A 21177-nucleotide genomic window follows, 5' to 3' on the forward strand; every position below is an offset into this window, starting at 1 on the left:
TCGCTTCGTATGATGTCCGGACGTTGCAGAGGGATCACGGCGCGGAGGCGCTAACGCGCCAAACCGTGTTGCCGACATCGTCGGCAATCAGAAGGGCGCCGGCATTGTCAACCGCAAGCCCCACCGGCCGCCCTCTTGCCTCGTTAGCGCCGTTCAGAAAGCCGGTCACCACATCTTGCGGAGCGCCTTTCGGCTGGCCGCCCGCGAAGGGTACGAAGATCACCTTGTAGCCGTTGAATTGGTAGCGATTCCAGCTCCCGTGCTCGCCGACGAACGCGCCGCCGCGATAGGCCGCCGGCAGATTGGCGCCCGTGTAAAAAACCATGCCGAGCGGCGCCACGTGCGAACTCAGCGCGTAATCGGGAACGATCGCCTTCTCGACCAGATCCGGCCTTTGCGGCATGACACGGGGATCGATATTCTTGCCGAAATAGCTGTATGGCCATCCATAGAAACCGCCCTCCTTCACGGAGGTCATATAATCCGGCACGAGGTTGGGGCCAAGTTCGTCGCGCTCGTTGACAACGGTCCAGAGGGCATGGGTCTCGGGTTCCCAGGACAGTCCGTTCGGGTTCCTGAGGCCATCCGCGAAAATGCGATGACGTCCCGTAGCCCTATCGACCTCCCAGATGGAAGCTCGGTCCACCTCGGCCTGAATGCCGTTTTCCGTGATGTTGCTGTTGGACCCGACACCAGCGTAAAGCAGCGATCCGTCCGGACTGGCCACAAGGCTCTTGGTCCAATGGTGATCGATGGGGCCGCCCGGTAAATCGGTCAGCTTCGTTCCGGGCTCGGGGATACTTGTCTCCCCGGTCTTGTATGGGTAGCGCGTGATCTTGTCCGTCTCTGCGACATAGAGATCGCTGCCGACGAGGGCGACGCCGAAAGGAGAATTGAGATGGTCGAGAAAGACGCTCTTCGTTTCGGCAACACCATCGCCATCGGCATCGCGCAATAGCGTGATGCGGTTGCTACCTTCGTTGCTGCCCGCGGACGTCGCCATTGCCTCGATCCAGCCCATGATGAGGTCCTTCGGCCGCTTGATCGAAGCTTCGGGCGGCGCGACGGATTCCACTGCAAGAACGTCACCATTCGGCAACACATAGATCGAACGCGGGTGTTTCAACCCCGTCGCAAGTGCCTTGATCTGCAATCCGTGTGCAACCTGCGGCTTTTCGCCATTTTGCCAGCCGATGACCTTGGCGACATGCATTGGAGGAAAAAGATATTGCGTTTGAGCCGGCAGCGTCGGATTCGGTCCGATCTGGCCGGTCGGATCCTCTTCGTTCTGACTGCAGCCGGAAAGAACGGAGATCGCGCCAAAGACGAGGACCGCGGCCATCGTCTCACTTGTCTTGAAGATCATGGTTCGACTCCCGGGTTTTCGTAGTCGATCAGTGCCCAGCGTATCCAGCCGCTGAAAAGGATGAAAACGACCGTCACGATGGAAAGGATGAGCCCCATGGGAACGACGGAAGTCCACGCATCCCGGCTATGTATCAGCGCGTTGAAGAATGAGAGGACAAGGATAAGAGCGTTGCAGATCACATAAGGCCATAGTCGCCCTTGCATCGAGGAAAGGCGCCCGGCGAAAGCATCGACAGCCGCAGCGACGATCGCGACCAAGCCGAACAAGAGCCCGACCGCCAGCAACCATGCGGAGGTGTCCGCCCACATCATTTCGGCGGATTTCCAATAAGCGAGATCCGTCGCCAACGCGCCGGCGAAGCAGACCATTGGAATTGGAACGAGAAGAGTGTGAAAAGGGCGATATGAAGCATGACGCGTCACCTGAAGATCTCGAACGACCATGGCGGTATCTCCAATATTCCCGCAGAGATTGCTATCCAACTTCCGCCGATCTGCTTTGTTCCGGACTCGGCAAAGGGCGGATTCCCGAGGAATCTCATAGCCAAAACTGGAGCGTGAGACGCAGCCGTTCAAGCTGAAGCCCGCCACAGGCGAGCTTTTCGGTTTCAGCAAAAGCGGAAAGTCTTTAGGCTGTTCTACTTGCCGCCCTTCCGCTTGGGATCGTGGCTATGATGACGATCGCGTTCTCCGCCACCGCCGGAGACCTTGCTGCGGTCGCGCCGATCGGGCTCGGCAGGCGGCTTTGGAATATTCAATGGCGCCTTGGCATTTTCATGCGATGCGCCAGGGCCGCCCTGGCGGATACTGGCCGGCGTCTTGGTCGAAGTGGACATTGGCACCTCCTATCGATCCTGTTGATGACCCTGGTGGCTGGTGTTGATCCTGCTGTTTCCCTGCTGGCCCTTCTTCTCGGGATCGACGGACGTGTCAGGCCTGCGAGGATCGGATACGGACGGTCTGGCGTGATCGCCGACGCCCTTATCGCTCCGGTTTTCTTCGGGAACGGGTGGTGGTTTGCTGTTCATCATGTCCTCCTATCGTTGCTCTTGGTGAGACCCGCTGCGACATCCATCGAGCGGAAAATCGCGAAGCTGTGCGAGCCTGGAGAATGGCGGAGCGGGTCGTGTCACTGCGCCTGAGACGATGATGCGGCGCCAGGCGGAGCCGGCTCGCCGGGATGGAACTCGAAGGCGAAAAAGACGGCGATGACACAGGCAAGAACGAAAATCGTCGCAACGAAGATCATCATGCGGCGACGTGCTTGCGGCTCTCGGTCCATTTGGCCTCCTCACGAGCTTCTCGCCCGCGCACCAGGCGCGGTCATTTTCTCGGCATCATCTGACGGACAAAGGTTTAACCCGTGTACTATCCATAATGTTCCCCCGGGATGACCGAGGTTGCGCGGCGCATGTCCGTGCAACGACGGTCCACCGTCACAGCAACGGTTTGCCTCCCGTAACGGCAACTGTGGTTCCGGAGACATAGCTCGAAAGCGGGTCGGCAAGCATGACATAGGTCGTTGCGAGTTCCACCGGCTGCCCGGGCCGCTTCATCGGCACCTGCTTCCCGAAATCCTTGACGGCATCCTCCGGCAGTGTCGAAGGAATGAGCGGCGTCCAGATGGGGCCAGGCGCGACAGCATTGGCGCGAATGCCCTTTTCCGCGAGCAATTGCGCCAGACCGGCGGTGAAATTCTGGATGGCGCCTTTGGTGGTGGCGTAGGCGAGCAATGTCGGATTCGGGTTGTCCGAATTGATCGACGCCGTATTGATGATGGCGCTGCCCGGCTTCATATGAGCCACCGCCGCCTTGGTCAGATAGAACATGGCATGGATATTGACCTTGAACGTCAATTCCCACTCCTCATCGCTGATGTCGCCGATCTCGTGAAAGCTTGCCTGATGGGCGGCATTGTTGACGAGGATGTCGATCCCGCCGAGTTCGGCCACGGCCTTGTCGACGATATGGCGGCAATGCTTGGGATCCTGGATATCGCCTGCGACCAGTACCGCCTTTCGGCCCGCTTTCTCGACCCAGCGTCGGGTCTCATGCGCATCGTCATCTTCGCTGAGATAGGAGATCAGAATATCGGCACCCTCGCGCGCGAAGGCGATTGCGACCGCGCGACCGATACCGCTGTCGCCGCCGGTGATGATCGCCCTCTTGCCGGCAAGTCTCTCCGATCCGCGATAGCTCTCTTCTCCATGATCCGGTGCCGGATCCATGGCAACCGTATGACCGGGCATCGGCTGCTGCTGCGACGGGAATGGCGGCTTGGGATAGGTAACCATGATTGTCTCCGAATTCTGTGTGGTTTCGTCCTCGCTGGATTTCCTCGTTCCGAACCCTCTCATTCGCGCCTGGTTCCACGATTGGCAAAATCCTCGGACGATCCAGCCCAGGAACCTTGGCGCCCCCTTGCAGTTCTGACCGCAAGACCAATTCCGGATGATCCGCTTCATCCGTCTCGAAAGGATATTTCAATGCATCGTTTCAAGGACAAGGTTGTCATCGTGACCGGCGCGGCTTCCGGGATGGGAGAAGCGACCGCCCGGCGGTTTTCGGAGGAAGGCGCCAGTGTCGTTCTTGTCGATCGCAATGCCGAGGCGCTGGGCAAGGTCGTCGCCGACCTGCCGGCCGAGCGCAGCATGAAGCAGGTCGTGGACGTCTCGCAATCGGCCGCGGTCGATGCGATGGTGTCGGCGGTTGTGGACAGGTTCGGCCGGCTTGATGTCATCGTCAACAATGCAGGCGTCCACGAGGCGGGCGAACCTGCCGACATTTCCGACGAGCGTTGGCGCAATGTGATGGCAACCGACCTCGATGGCGTATTTTTCGGATGCCGTGCCGCCATTCCGCACCTTGAGAAAACAAAAGGTGCGATCATCAATACTGCATCCGTTTCAGGGACAGGAGGCGACTGGGGAATGAGCCCTTACAATGCCGCCAAGGGCGGGGTTGTCAATCTCACCCGGGCGCTCGCACTTGATCTTGGCAAGCAGGGAATCCGCGTCAACTCGGTGTGTCCAAGCCTGACGCGAACGGGCATGACCAAGGACATGCTCAAGGACGAAGCGCTGGTGGCTAAATTCACGCAGCGCATTGCACTCGGCCGTGTTTGCGAGCCGCACGAAGTCGCCGCCGTCATCGCTTTTCTGGCGAGCGACGACGCGAGCTTCGTCACCGGTGCCAATATTGCCGTCGATGGCGGGGTCTCGGCTTCCAATGGCCAGCCGGCGCAAGATTGAGCGGAGGTAAGTGTCATGAACTTCAAGAAAATCGAACTCCAGAACGGACAGAATACCTATATCGTCGTGCTCGATACCAATGAGGAAGCCTTCGCAACGCTCTCGGCATTCGCCACGGAGCAAGAACTGACCGCGGCCTCGATCACCGCCATCGGAGCGTTTGAAAGGGCGACGGTCGGCTGGTTCGATTTCGCAGATCGCAATTACCGCGAGATCCCGGTCCCGAAGCAATGCGAGGTGCTGAGCCTGGTGGGCGATATCGCCACAGGCGACGACGGCAAGGCAAGTCTGCATCTTCGCGCGGTTCTCGGCCTGGAGGATGGTTCGACCCGCGGCGGCCACTTCCTCAACGGCATCGTTCATCCGACATTGGAAGCAACCATCGTCGAAACGCCCGCCCATCTGCATCGCCGCCGCCAAAAGGATCTTGGCATCGCGCTGATCGAGCTCTGAAACCTATTGCCACACCTCTGCGCCGGAACAATGCCGATCGGCAAAGGTTCGACCTGCCGAACCCGACACAAGGCCGAACCCGACACGAGCATGAATCCGGCGGAAGGAGAACACTATGGCGAGCGAGACGAATTTCGAAACATCGCGCGGTGAAGGCGGCGAGACGCATCAGCACATCGCGACGAAAGGACCGCATGACGGCGCCGATCATCTGACGACCAATCAAGGCATACGGGTTTCAGACAACCAGAACAGCTTGAAATCGGGCAAGCGAGGGCCGACGCTGCTGGAAGATTTCGTTCTGCGTGAAAAGATCTTCCATTTCGACCACGAGCGAATTCCCGAAAGGATCGTTCATGCGAGGGGTTCGGCGGCTCATGGCTTCTTCGAGCTTTACGAACCGCTTTCCGATATAACCCGCGCCGATCTGTTCCAGCGCAAGGGCGAGAAGACACCCGTTTTCGTACGATTTTCCACGGTTGCCGGCGGAGCGGGATCGGTCGACACGCCACGGGACGTGCGTGGCTTCGCCGTGAAATTCTATACCAAGCAGGGTAATTGGGATCTCGTCGGCAACAATATCCCCGTGTTCTTCATCCAGGATGCGCTGAAATTTCCGGATCTGGTGCATGCGGTCAAAATGGAGGCCGACAGGGCCTATCCGCAGGCTGCCACCGCTCACGACACCTTCTGGGACTTTGTCTCGCTGATGCCGGAATCGACGCATATGCTGATGTGGGCAATGTCCGACCGCGCCATTCCCCGCTCCTTCCGCATGATGCAGGGCTTCGGCATCCACACTTTTCGCTTCGTCAACGAGGCCGGCAAATCCACCTTCGTGAAGTTTCACTGGAAACCGAAGCTCGGCATCCAATCGCTGGTGTGGGACGAAGCTCTCAAGCTGCAGGCCGCCGATAACGACTATCATCGCCGCGATCTTTTCGAAGCCATCGCGGCAGGGCAATTTCCGGAATGGGAACTGGGATTGCAGCTCTTCGACGATGCCTTTGCCGAGAGCCTTCCCTATGATGTCCTTGATTCCACGAAAATCATTCCTGAGGAGATATTGCCGCTGAAGATCGTCGGACGCCTGGTCCTCGACCGCAATCCGGATAATTTCTTCGCTGAAACCGAACAGGTGGCATTCTGCCCTGCCAATATCGTTCCAGGCGTCGATTTCACCAACGATCCATTGCTGCAGGGGCGCCTGTTCAGTTATCTCGATACGCAGAAATCCCGTCTCGGCACTGCCAACTTCCATCAATTGCCGATCAATGCACCAAAATGTCCGGTCATGAATTTTCAGCGTGACGGGCAGATGCAGATGGCAGTGCCGAAAGGGCGGGCCAATTACGAACCCAACAGCCTTGGCGCCGATGGCGAAGCCGGCGGCCCGCGCGAATGCCCCGTCAGCGGCTTTCAAACCTACGAGCATCAGGCTGGGGAGGCGGAGCAAGGCGACAAGTTTCGCATTCGCGGCGAGCTCTTTGCCGATCACTACAGCCAGGCCCGCCTGTTCTGGAAGTCGCAGACACCGTCGGAGCAAGCCCATATCGCCTCGGCATTCGTCTTCGAACTGTCGAAGGTGCAATTGGAGCAGGTGCCTCCACGCATGGTCGGCAATCTGATGAATGTCGACACCGGGCTTGCCAATCGCGTTGCAGCCGGCCTCGGTCTGGTTATGCCTCAGAAGAACGCGCCGGCGCGCGAACCGGTCGATCTCGACGCATCCCCTGCCCTGTCCATTCACAGGAATATGAAAGAAACCCTAGAAGGGCGAAAAATAGGCATACTGATTGCCGCCGGAAGCGACGCCAAAGCGGTCTCCGATCTTGTCGATCTGTTGAACGAGGCAAAGGCAACGCCCTTCCTCGTAGCGCCGAAGGTCGGCGATACGAAGCTTTCCGACGGCAATACGATCAGAGCCGACGGACAACTTCTCGGGTCGCCTTCGCAGATCTTCGACGCAGTTGCCGTCATCCTTTCCAAGGAGGGTGCCGCTGCGCTCGCCAAGGAGGCGGCCGCCGTGCAATGGGTGATGGACGCGTTCGGGCATTTGAAGGCGATCGGTCATGACGCTCCAGCCAAAGCGCTTCTCGACAAGGCGGGCATTCAGCCCGATGCCGGCGTCGTGGACCTTGCCTCATTCCCGGGCGCTGCAGCCAAGCGCTATTGGAATCGTGAGCCGGGATTGCGCATGCTCGCCTGAACGGTAAGGCCTTCATGTTGCCGGAAGGCCTTCGTTCGGCGACAGTCGGCACCCGACGACTAGCTAGGCAGCTGTATTTGCCGCAATGGGCAAATCTTGAGCCTGCACTTGCACTGATAGTAGGAGCAATAAAGTAAGGATACCCGTTCGAATGCGTAAGAACATGCACTCCTACCTAAAAAGCAAGCCTAAGGCCCTCGTTGCAACTGAGGCGGGGTGCAGCTATCCCCGTATGGAATCGATCGCCTCTTCGTCGCAAATGATATCGCGACGTGAGGGTTCTGGAGTTTGTATCAGAGAAGCCTTTTCATTTTCGCGCTGAACTCGATCTGTCGGATCGACAGCATAATTCTCGACGAAACATCGCATAGCATGTGCCACACCGAGCGAATTCACCTCGCGATAATCGTCTTCATAGTACAGACCGCCGGCATAGCTACCCGTAATGATTTCGTAGGAAGGAAAATAATCGACCCAGCTGAAATCCGACACGATTTGCTCTGCGGCCACCCGCAAAACGGATTTGCTATATGTCGTCGAAACGAGAACGTTTCTCTTCTCATAGGTGGCGATCAGCGGCACCGGCGAAACGGTCAGGAGGACTTGTATCTGGGGATTTTTCCGCTTGAGCTTCTTCAGGAACGTCGAAAGGTCGGCCTCAACATCCGCAACCTTAAAATTGACAAACTCGTGCCGCGTCGGGTCGAATGATCCGGCGACGACGCCTGGAGCCAGCGGAAATACCGAGCCGTCGAGCTTCGACCGCCACGCCTCTGTAAGACCGAGCGTGAAAACCAGCACGTCCGCATCCGCAAAAACTGAGCGAACAGCGGCGAGATGTTGCCCGCGAGCCTCTGTTACAGCCTCCATTGTTTCGTACCCATCCGGCTCGATCTGCGGCCGATAAGGGTCGACATAGCGGCCGTCCTTGCGCAGCCACGCCTTTTCCTCAGGCTTCCTCTCTTCGAAAGCCTCCTCGAACAATTGCAACAGCTGACGGGCGGTATAAAGATTTCCATAACGAGCGGAAAAGACACTGAAATTCCGCCGGATACGTTCCTCCTCCGGCAATCGCTCGCCCTTCTCCGGAACGAAATAATGAAAACCTATTCGTTGAAGCTGTCGGGAAATGTGCTGCGCGAAACAGCTTCCGGCCGTCGCAATCTTCGATGTTTTCGTGAGGCGAAACTTGGGATCAACAACTGGATCGAAGAGATGCGTTTCGATACGGGCCACCGAACGGCGCCAAAGCTGGAAATTCTCGATAACGGCATAGGGATTCGTCATCTGCTTGCCTCAGCTATCGCGGCTTTGACCATTTCGTAGCGCTGGAGAACTCCACGCTCGACCAGAATTGAGCCGGCCGGAAGACCGGCATAGACCGCAAAGCTCAATTCGATGAACTTTTCGAGCGGGATGAGGCGGTAGTCATTCGGCAGCTTGAAAAGGTACGAGCCCTTGACGCCCAGCCTCTCGGCAATTTCGGGATAGACCGGATAGCATGGTCCGTTCAGGAGATTGTCAGCTGGTATGACCTCGCCATCTGCGGTTTCGACACCCAGACGCTTCATAAAGGCATGAGCAATATCGTAGATGCAACGAACCTTCGGGTGATTCACCGAATACATGAAGGAATCGCCGCGGGACCATTTCGCAAACAAGGCTGAGATATCCAGATCATACTTCGCAAAGTTCTGGAAGAGCTGCGTTCGCTCTTGTTCCCAACGTGAGAAAAACCCGCTTCTTTCGAAAATATCCCGATTAAATAACTTACGGGTTGTCTCCAGATCCAGTCCGGCCTCGAACGCCGCAAGAACGATCATCGAATGGTATGAACCCATCGGACCTTCGAGCGGACCATTCGAGAAGGCGTAGCAAATATCCGGATGGTAAGCGTCAAAATGGATCGACGGAATGAAATCCAGGTTTTGCGCTGCGGTGAAATCAAACTCGCCGTCCTGCAATTGAGGATGGACTATTACCCTGAAATACTGAGAAACTTCCTGCTTATACTTCTGGATATTATGTCTGAACGACCAGATATCAACCCCCTCGATATGGAAACGAGGGCCTAGAAGTTTCAGGGAATTCGTGAGGCCGAAGGTCTGGCAATTCGATATAACAAGCCAAGTTTCCATCCAATGATATCCGACCAACCAACTTTCAACGTATTAGCTCTTCGCCGTCGAGGGATTACCAATCATCCGTTCCTTGATAGGAAAAGAAAGGTTGAGTATCCTCATTATTATAGTCACGAACCAAGCCGTCTATATCAATGCCGACGGCATTGAGCGTTTTGCGAAAAACCTTCCTAACGTTCCAAAGCTGTTCGGCGGGTGTTGTTTTGCCTATTTGCGGCCAGGGAGAATGGCACTGAGGGCCTGCCTCAATGTACCCTTGATGACGCCGCTTTCCTCCGGATCTCCCTTCAGCAAGGCGGCAGCGAGATTGCTCATCTGCTCGAACGTCAGATGCGGCGGAATGGGAGGCACCTCCGGATCGGTCTTGACCTCGAGCACGACGGGACGTTCGGCGGCGAGCGCCTCATCCCACGCGGCCCCAAGGCTCTCGGGGCGATCGACAAAGATGCCCTGCAGGCCGATGAGATCGGCAAAACGATGATAGGGAACATCCGGGATGCGCTGGGAGGCATCGAATTTCGGATCGCCTTCCATGACGCGCTGTTCCCAGGTCACCTGGTTGAGATCCTCATTGTTGAAGACGCAGACCACCAGCCGGGGATCGGGCCAGTTTCGCCAATATTTTGCAGCGGTGATCAGCTCGGCCATGTTGTTCATCTGCATCGCGCCGTCACCGACGAGCGCAATGACGGGCCTGTCCGGATGAGCGATCTTGGCCGCGATCGCATAGGGAACGGCCGCGCCCATGGACGCGAGACCGCCGGACAGGGAAGCCATCATGCCGCGACGCATGCGCAGATCCCGGGCATACCAGTTGGCGCAGGAGCCGGAATCGCTGGTGACGATCGCCCGATCGGGCAGGCGGGGCGAAAGCTCCCAGACAACGCGCTGCGGATTGACGGGATTTGCCTCCACATGCGCCCGTATCTCGAGGGTTCTCCACCATTTGCCGACATCGGCTTCGATCTTCTTGCGCCAGGAAAGATCCTGCTTCTGCGTCAGGAGCGGCAGCAGCGCCTCGAGAGTTTCGCGCGCATCGCCGACCAGATTGACCTCCATGGGATAGCGCAGGGAAAGCATGTCCGGCCGTATATCGATCTGAACACCGCGCGCATCGCCTTCTTCGGGAAGGAATTCCGAATAGGGAAAGCCGGAGCCGATCACCAGCAGCGTATCGCAATCGCGCATCAGGTTCCACGAGGGCTCGGTTCCCAGAAGGCCGATCGAGCCCGTGACCCAGCCGAGATCATCAGGCAGCGCCGCCTTGCCGAGCAACGCCTTGGCGGCGCCGGCGCCGAGGCGATCCGCAACAGCGATCACCTCCTCTGTCGCACCGAGCGCACCGGCGCCGACAAGTATCGCCACCCGCTTGCCTGCATTCAGGACCTCGGCGGCACGCGTCAGATCGATTTCATGCGGCACGGTTCTCGGCGCCGTATAGCCGATGCCCGACATCACGGAACCATGTTTGCGCGGCGGTGTTTCATAGGGCATTTCCTGCAGATCGTTCGGCAGTATGACGGCGGTCACGGTCTTGTTGGCAAGAGCGATACGCACGGCGCGATCGATCAGGTGTCGGATCTGTGCGGGCGCGGCTGCCTGATGGACAAAATTGCCGGCGACATCCTTGAAGAGCGAGGCGAGATCGACCTCCTGTTGATAGTGACCGCCGATGGCACGGCGGGCTTGTTGGCCAACCAGTGCCAGGACCGGTTGATGATCGAGCCGCGCGTCGTAGAGACCTGTCACGAGGTGCGTGGCACCGGGACCGGAGGTCGCGATGCATACTCCCAATTCACCGGAAAACTTCGCATAAGCCGATGCCATGAACGCCGCCATCTCTTCATGACGGGGCTGAATGAACTCGATCTTTCCCTCTGCACGATTCAACGCACCGAAAAGACCGTTGATGCCATCTCCCGGATAGCCGAACATGCGCCGCACGCCCCAATCGTAGAGGCGCTGCACGATGAAATCGCCAACCGTCTTTGCCATGATCTATCTCCGCTTGTTGCGCGTCGCCATTCCCGACGCGGATGGCGCCCAACAAGCGGACCTCGCTTATGTTCCCGTAAACAGCGGGAGATAGGCCCTTCGCTAGGAGGCCTGAACGATCCCCGTGCGATCACCCAACGGCCCAGCTTTGCCAAGCCGAAAGGAACAATGCGCCGCGCGGACGGTTTCATTGGCGAAAGCGAGACGTCGGGATGATCTGACGCATCGAACCGCCCGAAAGGAAACCGCGATGAAAAATCAGCAGCCACGCGACGGCGCACCCGGGACCACGGACCAATCACCGCGATGGGAGGGACCGGCCGGATCGAAGCCGGCCGGATATCTTCCCGCCAAGGATGGTGGAGAAAAAGCGCGCGATGCGCATGGCGAGAATATCGACCATCCCCGCAAGCGGCGCGTCTCCGACGCATTGAAACAGAAGGGCGACGATTGACGGCGGTGCGCAGGTGAAAACGGAGACCATTATCCCCGGTGACCCCGGAGACGCAACGATGGTGGAAGGCCGCCTCGAGCGGGATTCGGTGGACCATACCCCAAAAGATCGATCGGATAAGCAGATCGACAATCGCTCCGCCTCTGAAAGCGAAGAGATCGTCTATCTGGCAGGTCTTGAGACGGGCATAACCCGTAAAAGAAGCGGCGCGGGCTTCGTCTACCATGATCCACGGGGACAAAAAATAACCGACCCGACAGAGCTCGACCGACTATCCGCTCTCGCCATTCCTCCCGCCTATACGGATGTGATCATATCGCCGGATCCGAACAGCCATCTGCAGGCGGTCGGCCGCGATGTCCGAGGGCGCAAGCAATATCGTTATCACCCAAGCTGGATCGCCATCCGCGAAAGCGAGAAATTTGCGCAACTGGCTGAGTTTGGACGATCGCTGCCGGCCATTCGCAAGCGCGTCGACGCCGACCTCCGGCGACGCAAGCCGAGCTTGACGAAGGCGCTCGCAACGGTGGTCACGCTGATGGACAACCTTTTCATCCGTATCGGCAATGAGACCTATGCGCTTGAAAATGGTTCCTATGGCTTGACGACGCTGCGTGGTCGCCATGTCAAAGCGATCGGATCACGCCTGCAGTTCCGCTTCAAGGGCAAGTCCGGCAAGGAATGGCGCCTCGATGTCGCCGACAAGCGGATCATCCGCGCCATTCGTATGCTTCAGGAACTGCCCGGCCAGCATTTGTTTCAATATGCGGACGAAAACGGACTGACCCATCCGATCCGCTCGCAGGACGTCAATGCCTATATTCGCGAAGCGACGAGCTGCAACTTCAGCTCGCGCCAATTCCGCATATGGGGCGCAACGCGCATGGCGGCAACAGCGCTTTCGGCGATCGAGCCGGCAGAAGCGGCAAGAGAAAGGGCAAGACAAATCAATGAGGTCATCGACAGCGTCGCCGCGAAATTGGTGAACACACGCGCCGTCTGTCGCAGCTCCTACATCCACCCTCGCGTGTTCGAGGATTTCGACAGTGGCCGTCTAGCCGAGATCACCAAAATGCGGGTGCGAAAAAGCTCGGCCATTCTCAAATGGATGGATGAGGACGAATTGGCGGTGCTGCGCTGGCTGGAAACATTAGACTAAAGTATTTCCGCTTTTCTTCGAAGCGCGAAAACGCTCTATCCTTTTGTTGTGACGCAAATCCGAACGGAAAACCGCTGTGCCCATTTCCGGGTATTGCTTTAAGCGGCGGCCGCGATTTCGATTCTCACGCCGCCATTTGCCGGCAGCTCTCAGCACATTCCCGGCATAGATGGGGATGATGACTTGAGCCGATCAGCATGAAATATGCGGCGGCCTGGCAAATCTCCGCGCAGGACATCATCAAGCGGAAATGGGCAGGTTCCGTGTGCTTGCCGCCGGCCTCCAGGCAATGAAGCATGTCCGTTGAAAGACAGCGGCTGTAACAGCGCAGGCAAGCCTCGACACATTGCTGTACGCTGGAATCCAGTTGCGTCGTCGTTCTCCTCGACTTTCTTGCCTAGCCGCTCGGGGATGCCGTCGAACCGGTGGCGGAGCCGATTGTTCCCCTGCCGCCGGGAACTCGATGCGCCTTCAATTGGCGGCGTAAGCGCGGAACATGTTGTCTTTCAGATAGTTAAATCCGCAGGCGCTCGTTCCCACACGAAAGGAGATGGCTCATGCCGATGATCGCCGGACTTTTCGATGACTATTACGATGCCAAGCTTGCCGTCGAGCTGCTGGAGGATGCAGGAATTGCACCGAAGGACATCTCCATCATTTCCCGCACGCTTGATGGTCGCAGGATCGACGAAGGAGAAAATCAAACGGCGGCGGATGCGACGACGGGCTCCGGCATCGGAGCCGCGGCAGGTGCCGCAAGCGGCCTTTTGGCCGGTCTCGGCGCCATCGCGATTCCCGGTATCGGTCCCGTCGTCGCCGCAGGCTGGCTTATCACGACGCTGATCGGCGCTGCGGGCGGTGCTGTCCTCGGCGGCGCAACGGGAGGTATCATAGGAGCTTTAACCGGTTCAGGCATTTCGGAAGACGACGCCAACGTTTACGCCGAAAGCGTACGCCGCGGTGGTGCACTGGTTATCGCCCGTGTCGGACAGGCCCAGCTTCCGCTTGCAAATGAAATTCTCGACCGTGTGCCGCGGATCGATGTTGCAGCGCGCCGCGCATTCTACCACCAAAGCGGCTGGGACCAATTTGACGAGAAGCGCGGTCTTTACGATCCGCCGGATCGTGATCCCATACATTATGCTCCACCGCCTCGCGTATGAGGCCAAGCGGAGACCGCAAGCCATCAGGCTCGTATGTCGGCCGCCTTCGCCAAAAGCAGGAGCTGCTTCTCATCGCGGATGCCCTTTTGATACAGCTCTATGATCAGCGCTGCCGCGGCTTCCGCTTCTTCGCTATCGCGCTTGGCATCGCGCTCGAGGAGGAAGGCGTCGAAGGCGCGCTGGCAAAGCTTAAGCTCTGCAGGCGTCAGCGGATAGGTTCGGGGTTGCAGGGATTTCCGGATCATTGCGTTCTCTTTTCTATAAAAACCATCAGACACGGCATGAGCGCTGCTGAGAACCGTCGGCATTGAGGTCGGCAGCCCTGACGTTCGATCCCGCCGTCTTTCGCTCGCCTCGCCGGGACAAGACGCCTACGCCCGACAGACGCGCAGAGAAGAACGGAAAGCCCTGAAGCACTTTTCCCGACCGAGGGTCCTAGCCTCAAGGGCGCGGCTTCTGCTCGACCGAAAGCACCGGCGGCGCTTGCGGCGATGTCGTGGCCTGCGTCACGGCCTCTGTCTCATCCATTTCAGGCTGCTGCTGGCCGTCTTCGGCAAGGATCTCTTGGGCTGCACGATGCCAATGGACAAGATCCTGTCCATCCGGCTGGCCCTCGTCCTGCCATATTTGGTAGGCGCGCAAGCGTATGGCTTCTTCCTTTGAAGTCTGGCTCATCGATCGCAATCCTTCGGGTGATATATCGGCAAGGCCCATCTCCGCTCACGGCAAACCTGTGTCGTCGGCTTGCTCACCAGAGCATCCGGGGCAGAAAACCGCTGCATCCCTGGAAATGCTCTGAATCTCCCAAACCACGGTACCGCTCCGATGTTCCACGGGATCCGTTATTTTTGGTGGGAATGCTGCTATTTCAGGGATTCCGGCAAGGGCATGGGCTCATGAGCGCCGGCTACGCAGGAGCATGCGCCAGAATGACGGCCACCAGGCCCGCTGGTGTCGAGCCTACCGGCAAAGCACTCTCACTTGGAATGGCGCTCCAAGTGGAGCCAAAAATATCCATAGGGCTGAAATGTGAGCATATAGGGCCGCTTGCCAATGATCGGGAATGCCGCACCGCCAAACAGTTCCCTCGGGCGTCGATCTGCATAACAGTGCAGATCGAGATCGGCGGCTTGCGGAACTTTCGACAGGTTCGCGACGCAAAGCACATGGTCGCCGCCATATTCCCTGACATAGGCGATGACAGCGGCATTATCCGTATCCACGAAACGAATATGACCCCGTGCGAAGGCTTCATGCCCGGAGCGGATTGCCAAAGTGCGGCGAATCCAGTTCAGCAGAGAATGCGGGTCGTTCTCCTGCACCTCCACATTGATGGCGCGAAATCCATACCGGGCATCGTCGATGGGCGGAAGCGCGAGGATTTCCGGATCGCCATTCGAAAACCCGCCATTTCTGCTGTCGGACCATTGCATCGGCGTGCGGACACCGTTCCTGTCGCCCAATTCGACATTGTCGCCCATGCCGATTTCATCACCATAATAAAGGACGGGACTGCCCGGCAGCGAAAGCAGCAGCGCTTGCAGAAGCTCGACGCGACGCCTGTCCTGATCCATCAAGGGCGACAGACGGCGCCGGATGCCGAGGTTGAGCCGCGCGCGCTCGTCGGACGCATAGGTGTCCCACATGAAATTGCGCTCGGCCTCGGTGACCATTTCCAGCGTCAGCTCATCATGGTTTCTGAGGAAAATGGCCCATTGGCAATCCTCCGGAATATCGTGGGTCTGCTCAACAATCGTCACGATCGGCTGACGGTCTCCCGTGGCGACCGCCATGAATATGCGCGGCATCAGCGGAAAATGGAAAGCCATGTGGCATTCATCGCCCTCTCCGAAATAATCCCGTGCCTCATCCGGCCACTGATTGGCTTCGGCAAGAAGAATGACGCCAGGATAGCTGGCATCGAGGGTCTTCCTGATGCGCTTGAGCAGTTCATGCGTTTCCGGAAGATTCTCGTTGTTGGTGTTTTCCCGCTCGACCAGATAGGGAACGGCGTCGAGGCGAAAACCGTCCACCCCGAGATCAAGCCAGAAACGCATGATGTCCAGGAGCGCTTCGATGACCTCCGGATTGTGATAGTTGAGATCCGGCTGATGCGAATAGAATCTGTGCCAGAAATAGGCCCCGGCGACGGGATCCCAGCTCCAGTTGGATCTTTCGCTGTCGACGAAGATAATGCGCGTATCGGCAAACTTGTCGTCCGTATCCGACCAGACGTAGAAATCCCGCTCGCGCGAGCAGGCAGGTGCGTGTCTCGCGCGTTGAAACCAGGGATGCTGATCGGATGTATGGTTGATGACCAGCTCGATGATCACGCGCATCTTGCGCGCATGGGCAGCGTCCACGAAGACCTTGAAGTCGGCAAGGCTGCCGAACTCCGGGCTGATGCTTTTGTAATCCAGGACATCATAGCCATCGTCGCGCTGGGGAGACGGATAGAAGGGCAGCAGCCAGATCGCGTTGACACCAAGCGATGCCAGATAGTCCAGTTTTTGGGTGAGACCCTCGAAATCACCAAATCCGTCATCGTTGGCATCGAAGAAGGATTTGACATGTAGCTGATAGATTACGGCATCCTTGTGCCAGGACGGATACCGAAGCTCACGTTCAGTCCTGTTCAATCGGCTGCTCCTCGGGCAATCCCTGTTCGCCAATCCCACTCTTCTGGAATTAATGTCGCCAACGGCCTCTTCAAGGCCACCAATTGTGAATGCCAGCTTCGAAGCTGAAGTTCGACCGGCTGATATACCGGGAACCGGGGAGAATTCTGCGTGTTTGGCTTGATACCATGGGAAGCCCTGACGCGGCTGTCCTTGTGGGCGCTATCTCAAGGAGGAAGGTACGATGTCAAAAAAGAAATCGAAACAATGGTCGCAGCAGGTGACGGATAACAGCGACGCGATGGATCTCGACAAGGGCGTCTTCAAACAGCGCAGCGCCAAGAAGATCGCGGACTCTCTCAAGCACTCCGCCGAGCAAAGCCATCGTCGCAAGTCAGGCCCATTTCAATCGGCAATGTCCATGCTGAACTTCTATATCAATCGGGCAGGCGACCAGCTCTCCAAGTCGAGACGGACGACGCTGGAAAGGGCAAAGACCGAGTTGCGCAAGGATTTCGGCCGCAAACCCTAGATCTCATCTGCGATCGGCTCTTGCTTGGATGGAACAGCGGAAATGCTGGCTCAGGGGCGAATCGAAGCTAAATCTTCCCCATAATCCCAATCAAGATCTGCAAACCGCGCTGATATTTCTCTCCGCTTTTGCCGATCTGCTCGCTTTGCCACAGATTGTCCTCCAGATCGGCCTTTTTCACCGGCAGTGCCAATGCATTCGACGCCGCCCGTGTGACGAATTCGTCATACGGCTCGTCCGATCGCCGCGTCAATGCGTCCACGGCGGAGATGATCTTTGGCGGAAAACCCTCTTCTCTCAATCGATCGAGCGTCCATCCCCTTCCTTTCTCGACGACATCGTGAAGATAAGCGACCGTACGGGCGTCATCCCCGGAAACGAGAAGTGCGATCCGCTGGCAATGCTCGAAGAAAGGGCGCCCCGTCTTGTCGGTCTGTCCCTCATGCGCCTCGAGCGCAATCTGTATGGCTTGGTCAAGGTGCTTCATGACATTCAATGCCTCCAGTCATTGCGGATACCGGCCGAACGGACACAATAAATCGGATTGCAAGGATATCTGAACTTCGTGAATGCCCGAGGAAGGTGTCCTGGAATGCCGAAGCCGACATCTTACCCTTCTTTTCGATGGACACGAAGACCGGCAACATAGGAGCCTCCCCAAGGAAGCGCATTCCGCGAAATCAGCCAATGAACCAAGTTCAAAACGGATTGTTCCCTCTTCGCCGCCGCGCGGCGCCAGGATCGCTGTCTATTTTCATCGCAATTGGGTGCCTGCCATGCTGATGCCGAATTTTTCTGATCTTGGCTCCCTATGACTTTGGAAGGGCGCCGCATGGAATTCATCAATCGTTATGTCGATCGACCATTGCTTCATTGCGGAGCGATGGCGCTGCGGACGTGGCACGAGCAAACAGGCCAATCACCGCAGAAACTTGCTCCTGTCTGGAATCTCTTCGTCATTTTGTCGCTTCTGTCCGCAAGCAGTCTCTTCTTGGCAGGCACCGCCTACGGGATAACGCTCGCCGGTCTGTTGATGCTCTCCATTCCATCGCTCCGGATGCTGGCCTTCGGTCGCCCCACGGCGACCTATAATATCCGTGCCTATCGTGCGCTGGCGGCCATTGCGGTTCGCAAGCGCGAAGCCGAATGGGCTGTTCGCCTAACGGTGCTGTTCACTTCGGTCGTCTTTCCATTCTGTGTCCAGGTGGACGATCAGACGACGGCATTGTTTCTCCTCGGCGCCAGTCTATGGTTCGCACTCAGCGTGCCGGCAAGACTGTATCTGGAAGCCGCGGAACCGCCGCCACCGGCTGATGATGGCCGCACGGCTTACTCGCGGGAAGCGAAGTTTGCCGCTTAGACCTCATTACTAACGATGGAACAAACTCATAGCTGCTTCGTTCTCCATTTCAGCAACAAATGGAGAGTAAGATGCTTTACTATGCGTTGGTATTTCTGGTCGTAGCCCTGATCGCAGGCGCCCTCGGATTTGGCGGCATTGCCGGCGCGTCGGCGTCAATTGCTCAGGTGCTCTTCTTTATCTTCCTGCTATTCTTCGTTGTCTCCCTGGTCATGAATGTGATGAGGCGTTAGGGCACGAACAGCCGGAGATGGTTTCCCTCTCCTGGGCGCTAGAATTGAACGCCTGGTTCCCGCATGAGCTGAGCATGAAGGCCCCTTGCGTCTGGCAGCCGGCCGCCCCATCTCCTTGAGTATCGAAAAATACAGGAGATGGTGGTTCACCAAAACGGCAGGACGGAAACGGGAGACAGCGAATGCGTGAAGAAGCACCTCATCTACTGAAATCGACAGATTTCCAACGAGATACGGCAACGACTTCCTCATCATCAAATACGGTCGTCTCGCCTGCGGAACCCGGTAGCGCCGGCGCTCCTTTGGCGCAGGCACTGCTCGCGGCGATCGTCGAGAACTCCGACGATGCGATCGTCAGCAAATCCCTCACCGGGCACATCACGAGCTGGAACCGAAGCGCCGAACGGCTTTTCGGATATACCGCGGACGAAGCGATCGGCCAGCATATTTCCATTATCATCCCCGTCGACCGACTGCATGAAGAAGACCTTATCATCGCCAGCATTCGCGGCGGAAAGAGGATCGAGCACTATGAAACGGTCCGCCGCCGCAAGGATGGGACCTTGCTGGATATTTCGCTGACGGTCTCCCCGGTCCGCGATAGCCATGGCAGCATCGTCGGAGCTTCGAAAGTCGCACGTGACATTTCCGAGCGCAAGCGCGCCGCCGAACGCCAGGTTCTTCTGCTTCGGGAAATGAACCATAGAATCAAGAATATTTTCGCTATTGCGAACGCAGTGGTCGGCTTGAGCGAGCGCACGGCGACAACGGTCCAGGAACTTGCGCGCGACGTGCGAGCCCGGATAAGCGCGTTGGCGATTGCAAACGAGCTGACCCTCCCCGATGTGGGACTTGCCGAAAGCTATCTGTCGCAGGAAACAACGCTCTTTGCGCTCGTCAAGGCTCTCTTTGCCGCCCATCAAGTCGACGGCGTCGAGCGTATCTCTGTAAGAGGTCAGGATGTCCCGGTCCACGGGAACATGCTAACGTCGCTTGCCTTGCTCCTGCACGAATTCTCGACGAACGCGACGAAGTACGGCGCCTTATCGGCACCGGAGGGCCGCATTGAAATCGAGGTACGCAACGATACGGACTTCTCGCTCATCTGGCGGGAAATCGGAGGGCCTGCCGTCCATCAGCCCGAGGGTCCTGGCGGCTTTGGTTCGCAGCTCGAAAAAGCAACGATCGGGTCGCTTCAGGGATCCATCGAACGCGAATGGAATCCCGCGGGACTGAAAATTTTCTTGCGAATTCCCTCAGCTGTCCTGCGTCGTTAGCAGAGTGCTTTCCTGTTTGATCGCAAGCGATGCGCTGCCTCGGCAGCGCATCGACGCATGAAAATGCGGCCAGGTTTCTACGCCGCTCTTTTCGCCTTTGCGTTCGCGGCCGTTTCCGCAAGCTTGGTAAGCTTCTGGTCGGTCGCTTTTTCTTCTGCCAGCGTCTGCTGAAGAAGGGGCACTGCGTCCTTCAACCCGAGCTGCTTGGCCCATTCGATAAGAGTACCGTAGCGGGCGATTTCATAGTGCTCGACAGCCTGGGCGGAAGAGATGAGGCCAGCGTCGAGAGCGGGCGTACCCTTGAACTCTTCGGTGATCTCGTCGGCTTCGGCTATGATGCCCTGGATCGCCTCGCATGTCTTGCCCCGTGCCGGCTTCCCCAGCATTTCGAAGACCTGCTCCAGGCGCTCGACATGACCTTGCGTTTCATCGCGGTGGTGCAGAAAGCCTTGCTTGCCTTCTTCTGCTTGCGCCGCACGCGCCATCTTGGGCAGGGCCTTGAGAATTTGCTTCTCGGCGTAGTATATGTCTTTCAGAGTATCCAGGAACAGATCGTTCAACGTCTTCTCGGATGCCATTGTTTCCTCCAACGATTATCGGTGAGTTCTTTCGGGCGGCTGGCTTCCTACCGCCCGCAGAGAAAGACCGCCTGCGCGGCATTGCATGAAAACTGAATCACGAGTTCTTGTGACTCTTCTGGCCGGCCTTCACATGTTGTTCGTGGCTGCCACCACGCGTTCCCTCTTTTGACTGCTCGTTCCGAGACGAAGCTTGCTGCTTCGTGCCGGTATTCTTGTGGCTCTGCTGGCCAGCCTTGACATGCTGATCATGTGAACCGCCTTGAGTTGCCATGTTCTTTCTCCTTAGTTTGATTGCGAGACATTGTCGGTCTCGACTTCCAAACAGACGGATTAGGCTTTGGTTCCACGAAGACTTTCAAAAAATACTGTCTTCCTATTTCACC

At 57.7% G+C, this 21177-nt stretch carries 24 protein-coding genes and 2 pseudogenes; 10 read left to right on the forward strand and 16 right to left on the reverse strand.

Features of this window, described 5'->3' with window-relative positions; all coding sequences use genetic code 11:
- Positions 1 to 34: 34 nt before the first annotated feature.
- The 6 genes from PH552_RS04245 to PH552_RS04270 form a co-directional block, all read right to left on the reverse strand.
- Complete coding sequence (locus PH552_RS04245; protein WP_113248960.1) at positions 35 to 1366, reverse strand: PQQ-dependent sugar dehydrogenase; 1332 nt, start codon at positions 1364 to 1366, stop codon at positions 35 to 37.
- Positions 1363 to 1983: a DUF2231 domain-containing protein gene (locus tag PH552_RS04250; RefSeq protein ID WP_350223704.1), complete on the reverse strand. Its 621-nt coding sequence runs from the start codon at positions 1981 to 1983 to the stop codon at positions 1363 to 1365. The genes PH552_RS04245 and PH552_RS04250 overlap by 4 nt, the downstream gene beginning before the upstream one ends.
- 23 nt (positions 1984 to 2006) lie before the next feature.
- Positions 2007 to 2204 (reverse strand): hypothetical protein, encoded by a 198-nt coding sequence (locus PH552_RS04255; RefSeq protein ID WP_112345644.1) that lies wholly within the window; start codon positions 2202 to 2204, stop codon positions 2007 to 2009.
- 9 nt (positions 2205 to 2213) lie between these two features.
- Entirely contained in the window at positions 2214 to 2396 is a 183-nt protein-coding gene (locus PH552_RS04260; protein WP_112345643.1) for a hypothetical protein, read from the reverse strand.
- Positions 2397 to 2497: 101 nt separating this feature from the next.
- The gene (locus PH552_RS04265) at positions 2498 to 2650 is read right to left on the reverse strand and encodes a hypothetical protein (protein WP_181592459.1); all 153 of its coding nucleotides are present in this window, start codon (positions 2648 to 2650) and stop codon (positions 2498 to 2500) included.
- 154 nt (positions 2651 to 2804) lie between these two features.
- On the reverse strand, positions 2805 to 3662 hold the full coding sequence (locus tag PH552_RS04270) for an SDR family oxidoreductase (protein WP_112345642.1): 858 nt from the start codon (positions 3660 to 3662) through the stop codon (positions 2805 to 2807).
- Between the two features lie 192 nt (positions 3663 to 3854).
- On the opposite strand from PH552_RS04270, the gene budC reads away from it, so the two are divergent.
- The 3 genes from budC (at position 3855) to PH552_RS04285 (ending at position 7281) form a co-directional block, all read left to right on the forward strand.
- Positions 3855 to 4619 (forward strand): meso-2,3-butanediol dehydrogenase, encoded by a 765-nt coding sequence (gene budC / locus PH552_RS04275; RefSeq protein ID WP_113248962.1) that lies wholly within the window; start codon positions 3855 to 3857, stop codon positions 4617 to 4619.
- 15 nt (positions 4620 to 4634) lie between these two features.
- Positions 4635 to 5072, forward strand: a complete 438-nt coding sequence (locus tag PH552_RS04280; RefSeq protein WP_285165534.1) for a PPC domain-containing DNA-binding protein — start codon at positions 4635 to 4637, stop codon at positions 5070 to 5072.
- A 115-nt stretch (positions 5073 to 5187) separates the two neighbouring features.
- Complete coding sequence (locus tag PH552_RS04285) at positions 5188 to 7281, forward strand: catalase (protein WP_285165535.1); 2094 nt, start codon at positions 5188 to 5190, stop codon at positions 7279 to 7281.
- Positions 7282 to 7503: 222 nt separating this feature from the next.
- Here the strand turns inward: PH552_RS04285 and PH552_RS04290 are convergent, their stop codons facing one another.
- From PH552_RS04290 to PH552_RS04300, 3 genes are all read right to left on the reverse strand, one after another.
- Positions 7504 to 8517, reverse strand: a complete 1014-nt coding sequence (locus PH552_RS04290) for a GSCFA domain-containing protein (protein ID WP_285165537.1) — start codon at positions 8515 to 8517, stop codon at positions 7504 to 7506.
- 47 nt (positions 8518 to 8564) lie between these two features.
- Entirely contained in the window at positions 8565 to 9419 is an 855-nt protein-coding gene (locus PH552_RS04295) for a WcbI family polysaccharide biosynthesis putative acetyltransferase (protein WP_285165539.1), read from the reverse strand.
- Between the two features lie 210 nt (positions 9420 to 9629).
- Positions 9630 to 11417: a thiamine pyrophosphate-requiring protein gene (locus PH552_RS04300; protein ID WP_285165541.1), complete on the reverse strand. Its 1788-nt coding sequence runs from the start codon at positions 11415 to 11417 to the stop codon at positions 9630 to 9632.
- Between the two features lie 250 nt (positions 11418 to 11667).
- Here PH552_RS04300 and PH552_RS04305 point away from each other — a divergent pair, with 250 nt between their 5' ends.
- Together PH552_RS04305 and PH552_RS04310 are read left to right on the forward strand one after the other, a co-directional pair.
- Positions 11668 to 11871 carry a hypothetical protein gene (locus PH552_RS04305; protein ID WP_285165543.1) on the forward strand — a complete coding sequence of 68 codons (204 nt, stop codon included), beginning with the start codon at positions 11668 to 11670 and terminating at the stop codon, positions 11869 to 11871.
- Positions 11872 to 11929: 58 nt separating this feature from the next.
- A complete protein-coding gene (locus PH552_RS04310) occupies positions 11930 to 13030 on the forward strand; it encodes a DNA topoisomerase IB (protein ID WP_285165545.1) in 1101 nt (366 codons plus the stop codon).
- A gap of 130 nt (positions 13031 to 13160) precedes the next feature.
- Here the strand turns inward: PH552_RS04310 and PH552_RS33815 are convergent.
- A pseudogene (locus PH552_RS33815) lies at positions 13161 to 13397 on the reverse strand (four-helix bundle copper-binding protein); the annotation flags it as partial.
- 190 nt (positions 13398 to 13587) lie between these two features.
- Here PH552_RS33815 and PH552_RS04320 point away from each other — a divergent pair.
- Positions 13588 to 14193 carry a hypothetical protein gene (locus PH552_RS04320; protein ID WP_285165547.1) on the forward strand — a complete coding sequence of 202 codons (606 nt, stop codon included), beginning with the start codon at positions 13588 to 13590 and terminating at the stop codon, positions 14191 to 14193.
- A 23-nt stretch (positions 14194 to 14216) separates the two neighbouring features.
- Here PH552_RS04320 and PH552_RS04325 read toward each other — a convergent pair whose 3' ends face one another.
- From PH552_RS04325 to treS, 3 genes and pseudogenes are all read right to left on the reverse strand, one after another.
- Complete coding sequence (locus PH552_RS04325) at positions 14217 to 14438, reverse strand: hypothetical protein (RefSeq protein WP_113248969.1); 222 nt, start codon at positions 14436 to 14438, stop codon at positions 14217 to 14219.
- A gap of 196 nt (positions 14439 to 14634) precedes the next feature.
- Positions 14635 to 14868, reverse strand: a complete 234-nt coding sequence (locus PH552_RS04330; protein WP_145644843.1) for a DUF2934 domain-containing protein — start codon at positions 14866 to 14868, stop codon at positions 14635 to 14637.
- 317 nt (positions 14869 to 15185) lie between these two features.
- A pseudogene (gene treS, locus PH552_RS04335) lies at positions 15186 to 16832 on the reverse strand (maltose alpha-D-glucosyltransferase); the annotation flags it as partial.
- Positions 16833 to 17055: 223 nt separating this feature from the next.
- On the opposite strand from treS, the gene PH552_RS04340 reads away from it, so the two are divergent.
- Positions 17056 to 17343 (forward strand): DUF3175 domain-containing protein, encoded by a 288-nt coding sequence (locus PH552_RS04340; RefSeq protein ID WP_285165548.1) that lies wholly within the window; start codon positions 17056 to 17058, stop codon positions 17341 to 17343.
- A 67-nt stretch (positions 17344 to 17410) separates the two neighbouring features.
- On the opposite strand, the gene PH552_RS04345 is transcribed toward PH552_RS04340, so the two are convergent.
- The gene (locus PH552_RS04345) at positions 17411 to 17830 is read right to left on the reverse strand and encodes an HD domain-containing protein (protein WP_113248973.1); all 420 of its coding nucleotides are present in this window, start codon (positions 17828 to 17830) and stop codon (positions 17411 to 17413) included.
- Positions 17831 to 18175: 345 nt separating this feature from the next.
- Here PH552_RS04345 and PH552_RS04350 point away from each other — a divergent pair, with 345 nt between their 5' ends.
- The 3 genes from PH552_RS04350 (at position 18176) to PH552_RS04360 (ending at position 20213) form a co-directional block, all read left to right on the forward strand.
- On the forward strand, positions 18176 to 18703 hold the full coding sequence (locus tag PH552_RS04350; protein ID WP_285165549.1) for a hypothetical protein: 528 nt from the start codon (positions 18176 to 18178) through the stop codon (positions 18701 to 18703).
- 71 nt (positions 18704 to 18774) lie between these two features.
- On the forward strand, positions 18775 to 18936 hold the full coding sequence (locus PH552_RS04355) for a DUF1328 domain-containing protein (protein ID WP_113248975.1): 162 nt from the start codon (positions 18775 to 18777) through the stop codon (positions 18934 to 18936).
- A gap of 182 nt (positions 18937 to 19118) precedes the next feature.
- Complete coding sequence (locus PH552_RS04360) at positions 19119 to 20213, forward strand: PAS domain S-box protein (protein ID WP_285165550.1); 1095 nt, start codon at positions 19119 to 19121, stop codon at positions 20211 to 20213.
- A 77-nt stretch (positions 20214 to 20290) separates the two neighbouring features.
- Here the strand turns inward: PH552_RS04360 and PH552_RS04365 are convergent, their stop codons facing one another.
- Both PH552_RS04365 and PH552_RS04370 read right to left on the reverse strand, forming a co-directional pair.
- Positions 20291 to 20791, reverse strand: a complete 501-nt coding sequence (locus PH552_RS04365) for a YciE/YciF ferroxidase family protein (RefSeq protein ID WP_112345627.1) — start codon at positions 20789 to 20791, stop codon at positions 20291 to 20293.
- A 97-nt stretch (positions 20792 to 20888) separates the two neighbouring features.
- Positions 20889 to 21065: a hypothetical protein gene (locus PH552_RS04370; protein ID WP_169645414.1), complete on the reverse strand. Its 177-nt coding sequence runs from the start codon at positions 21063 to 21065 to the stop codon at positions 20889 to 20891.
- Between the last annotated feature and the right edge of the window lie 112 nt (positions 21066 to 21177).

This window comes from Rhizobium aureum, assembly GCF_030182495.1.
Taxonomy (GTDB): Bacteria; Pseudomonadota; Alphaproteobacteria; order Rhizobiales; family Rhizobiaceae; genus Rhizobium; species Rhizobium tropici_C.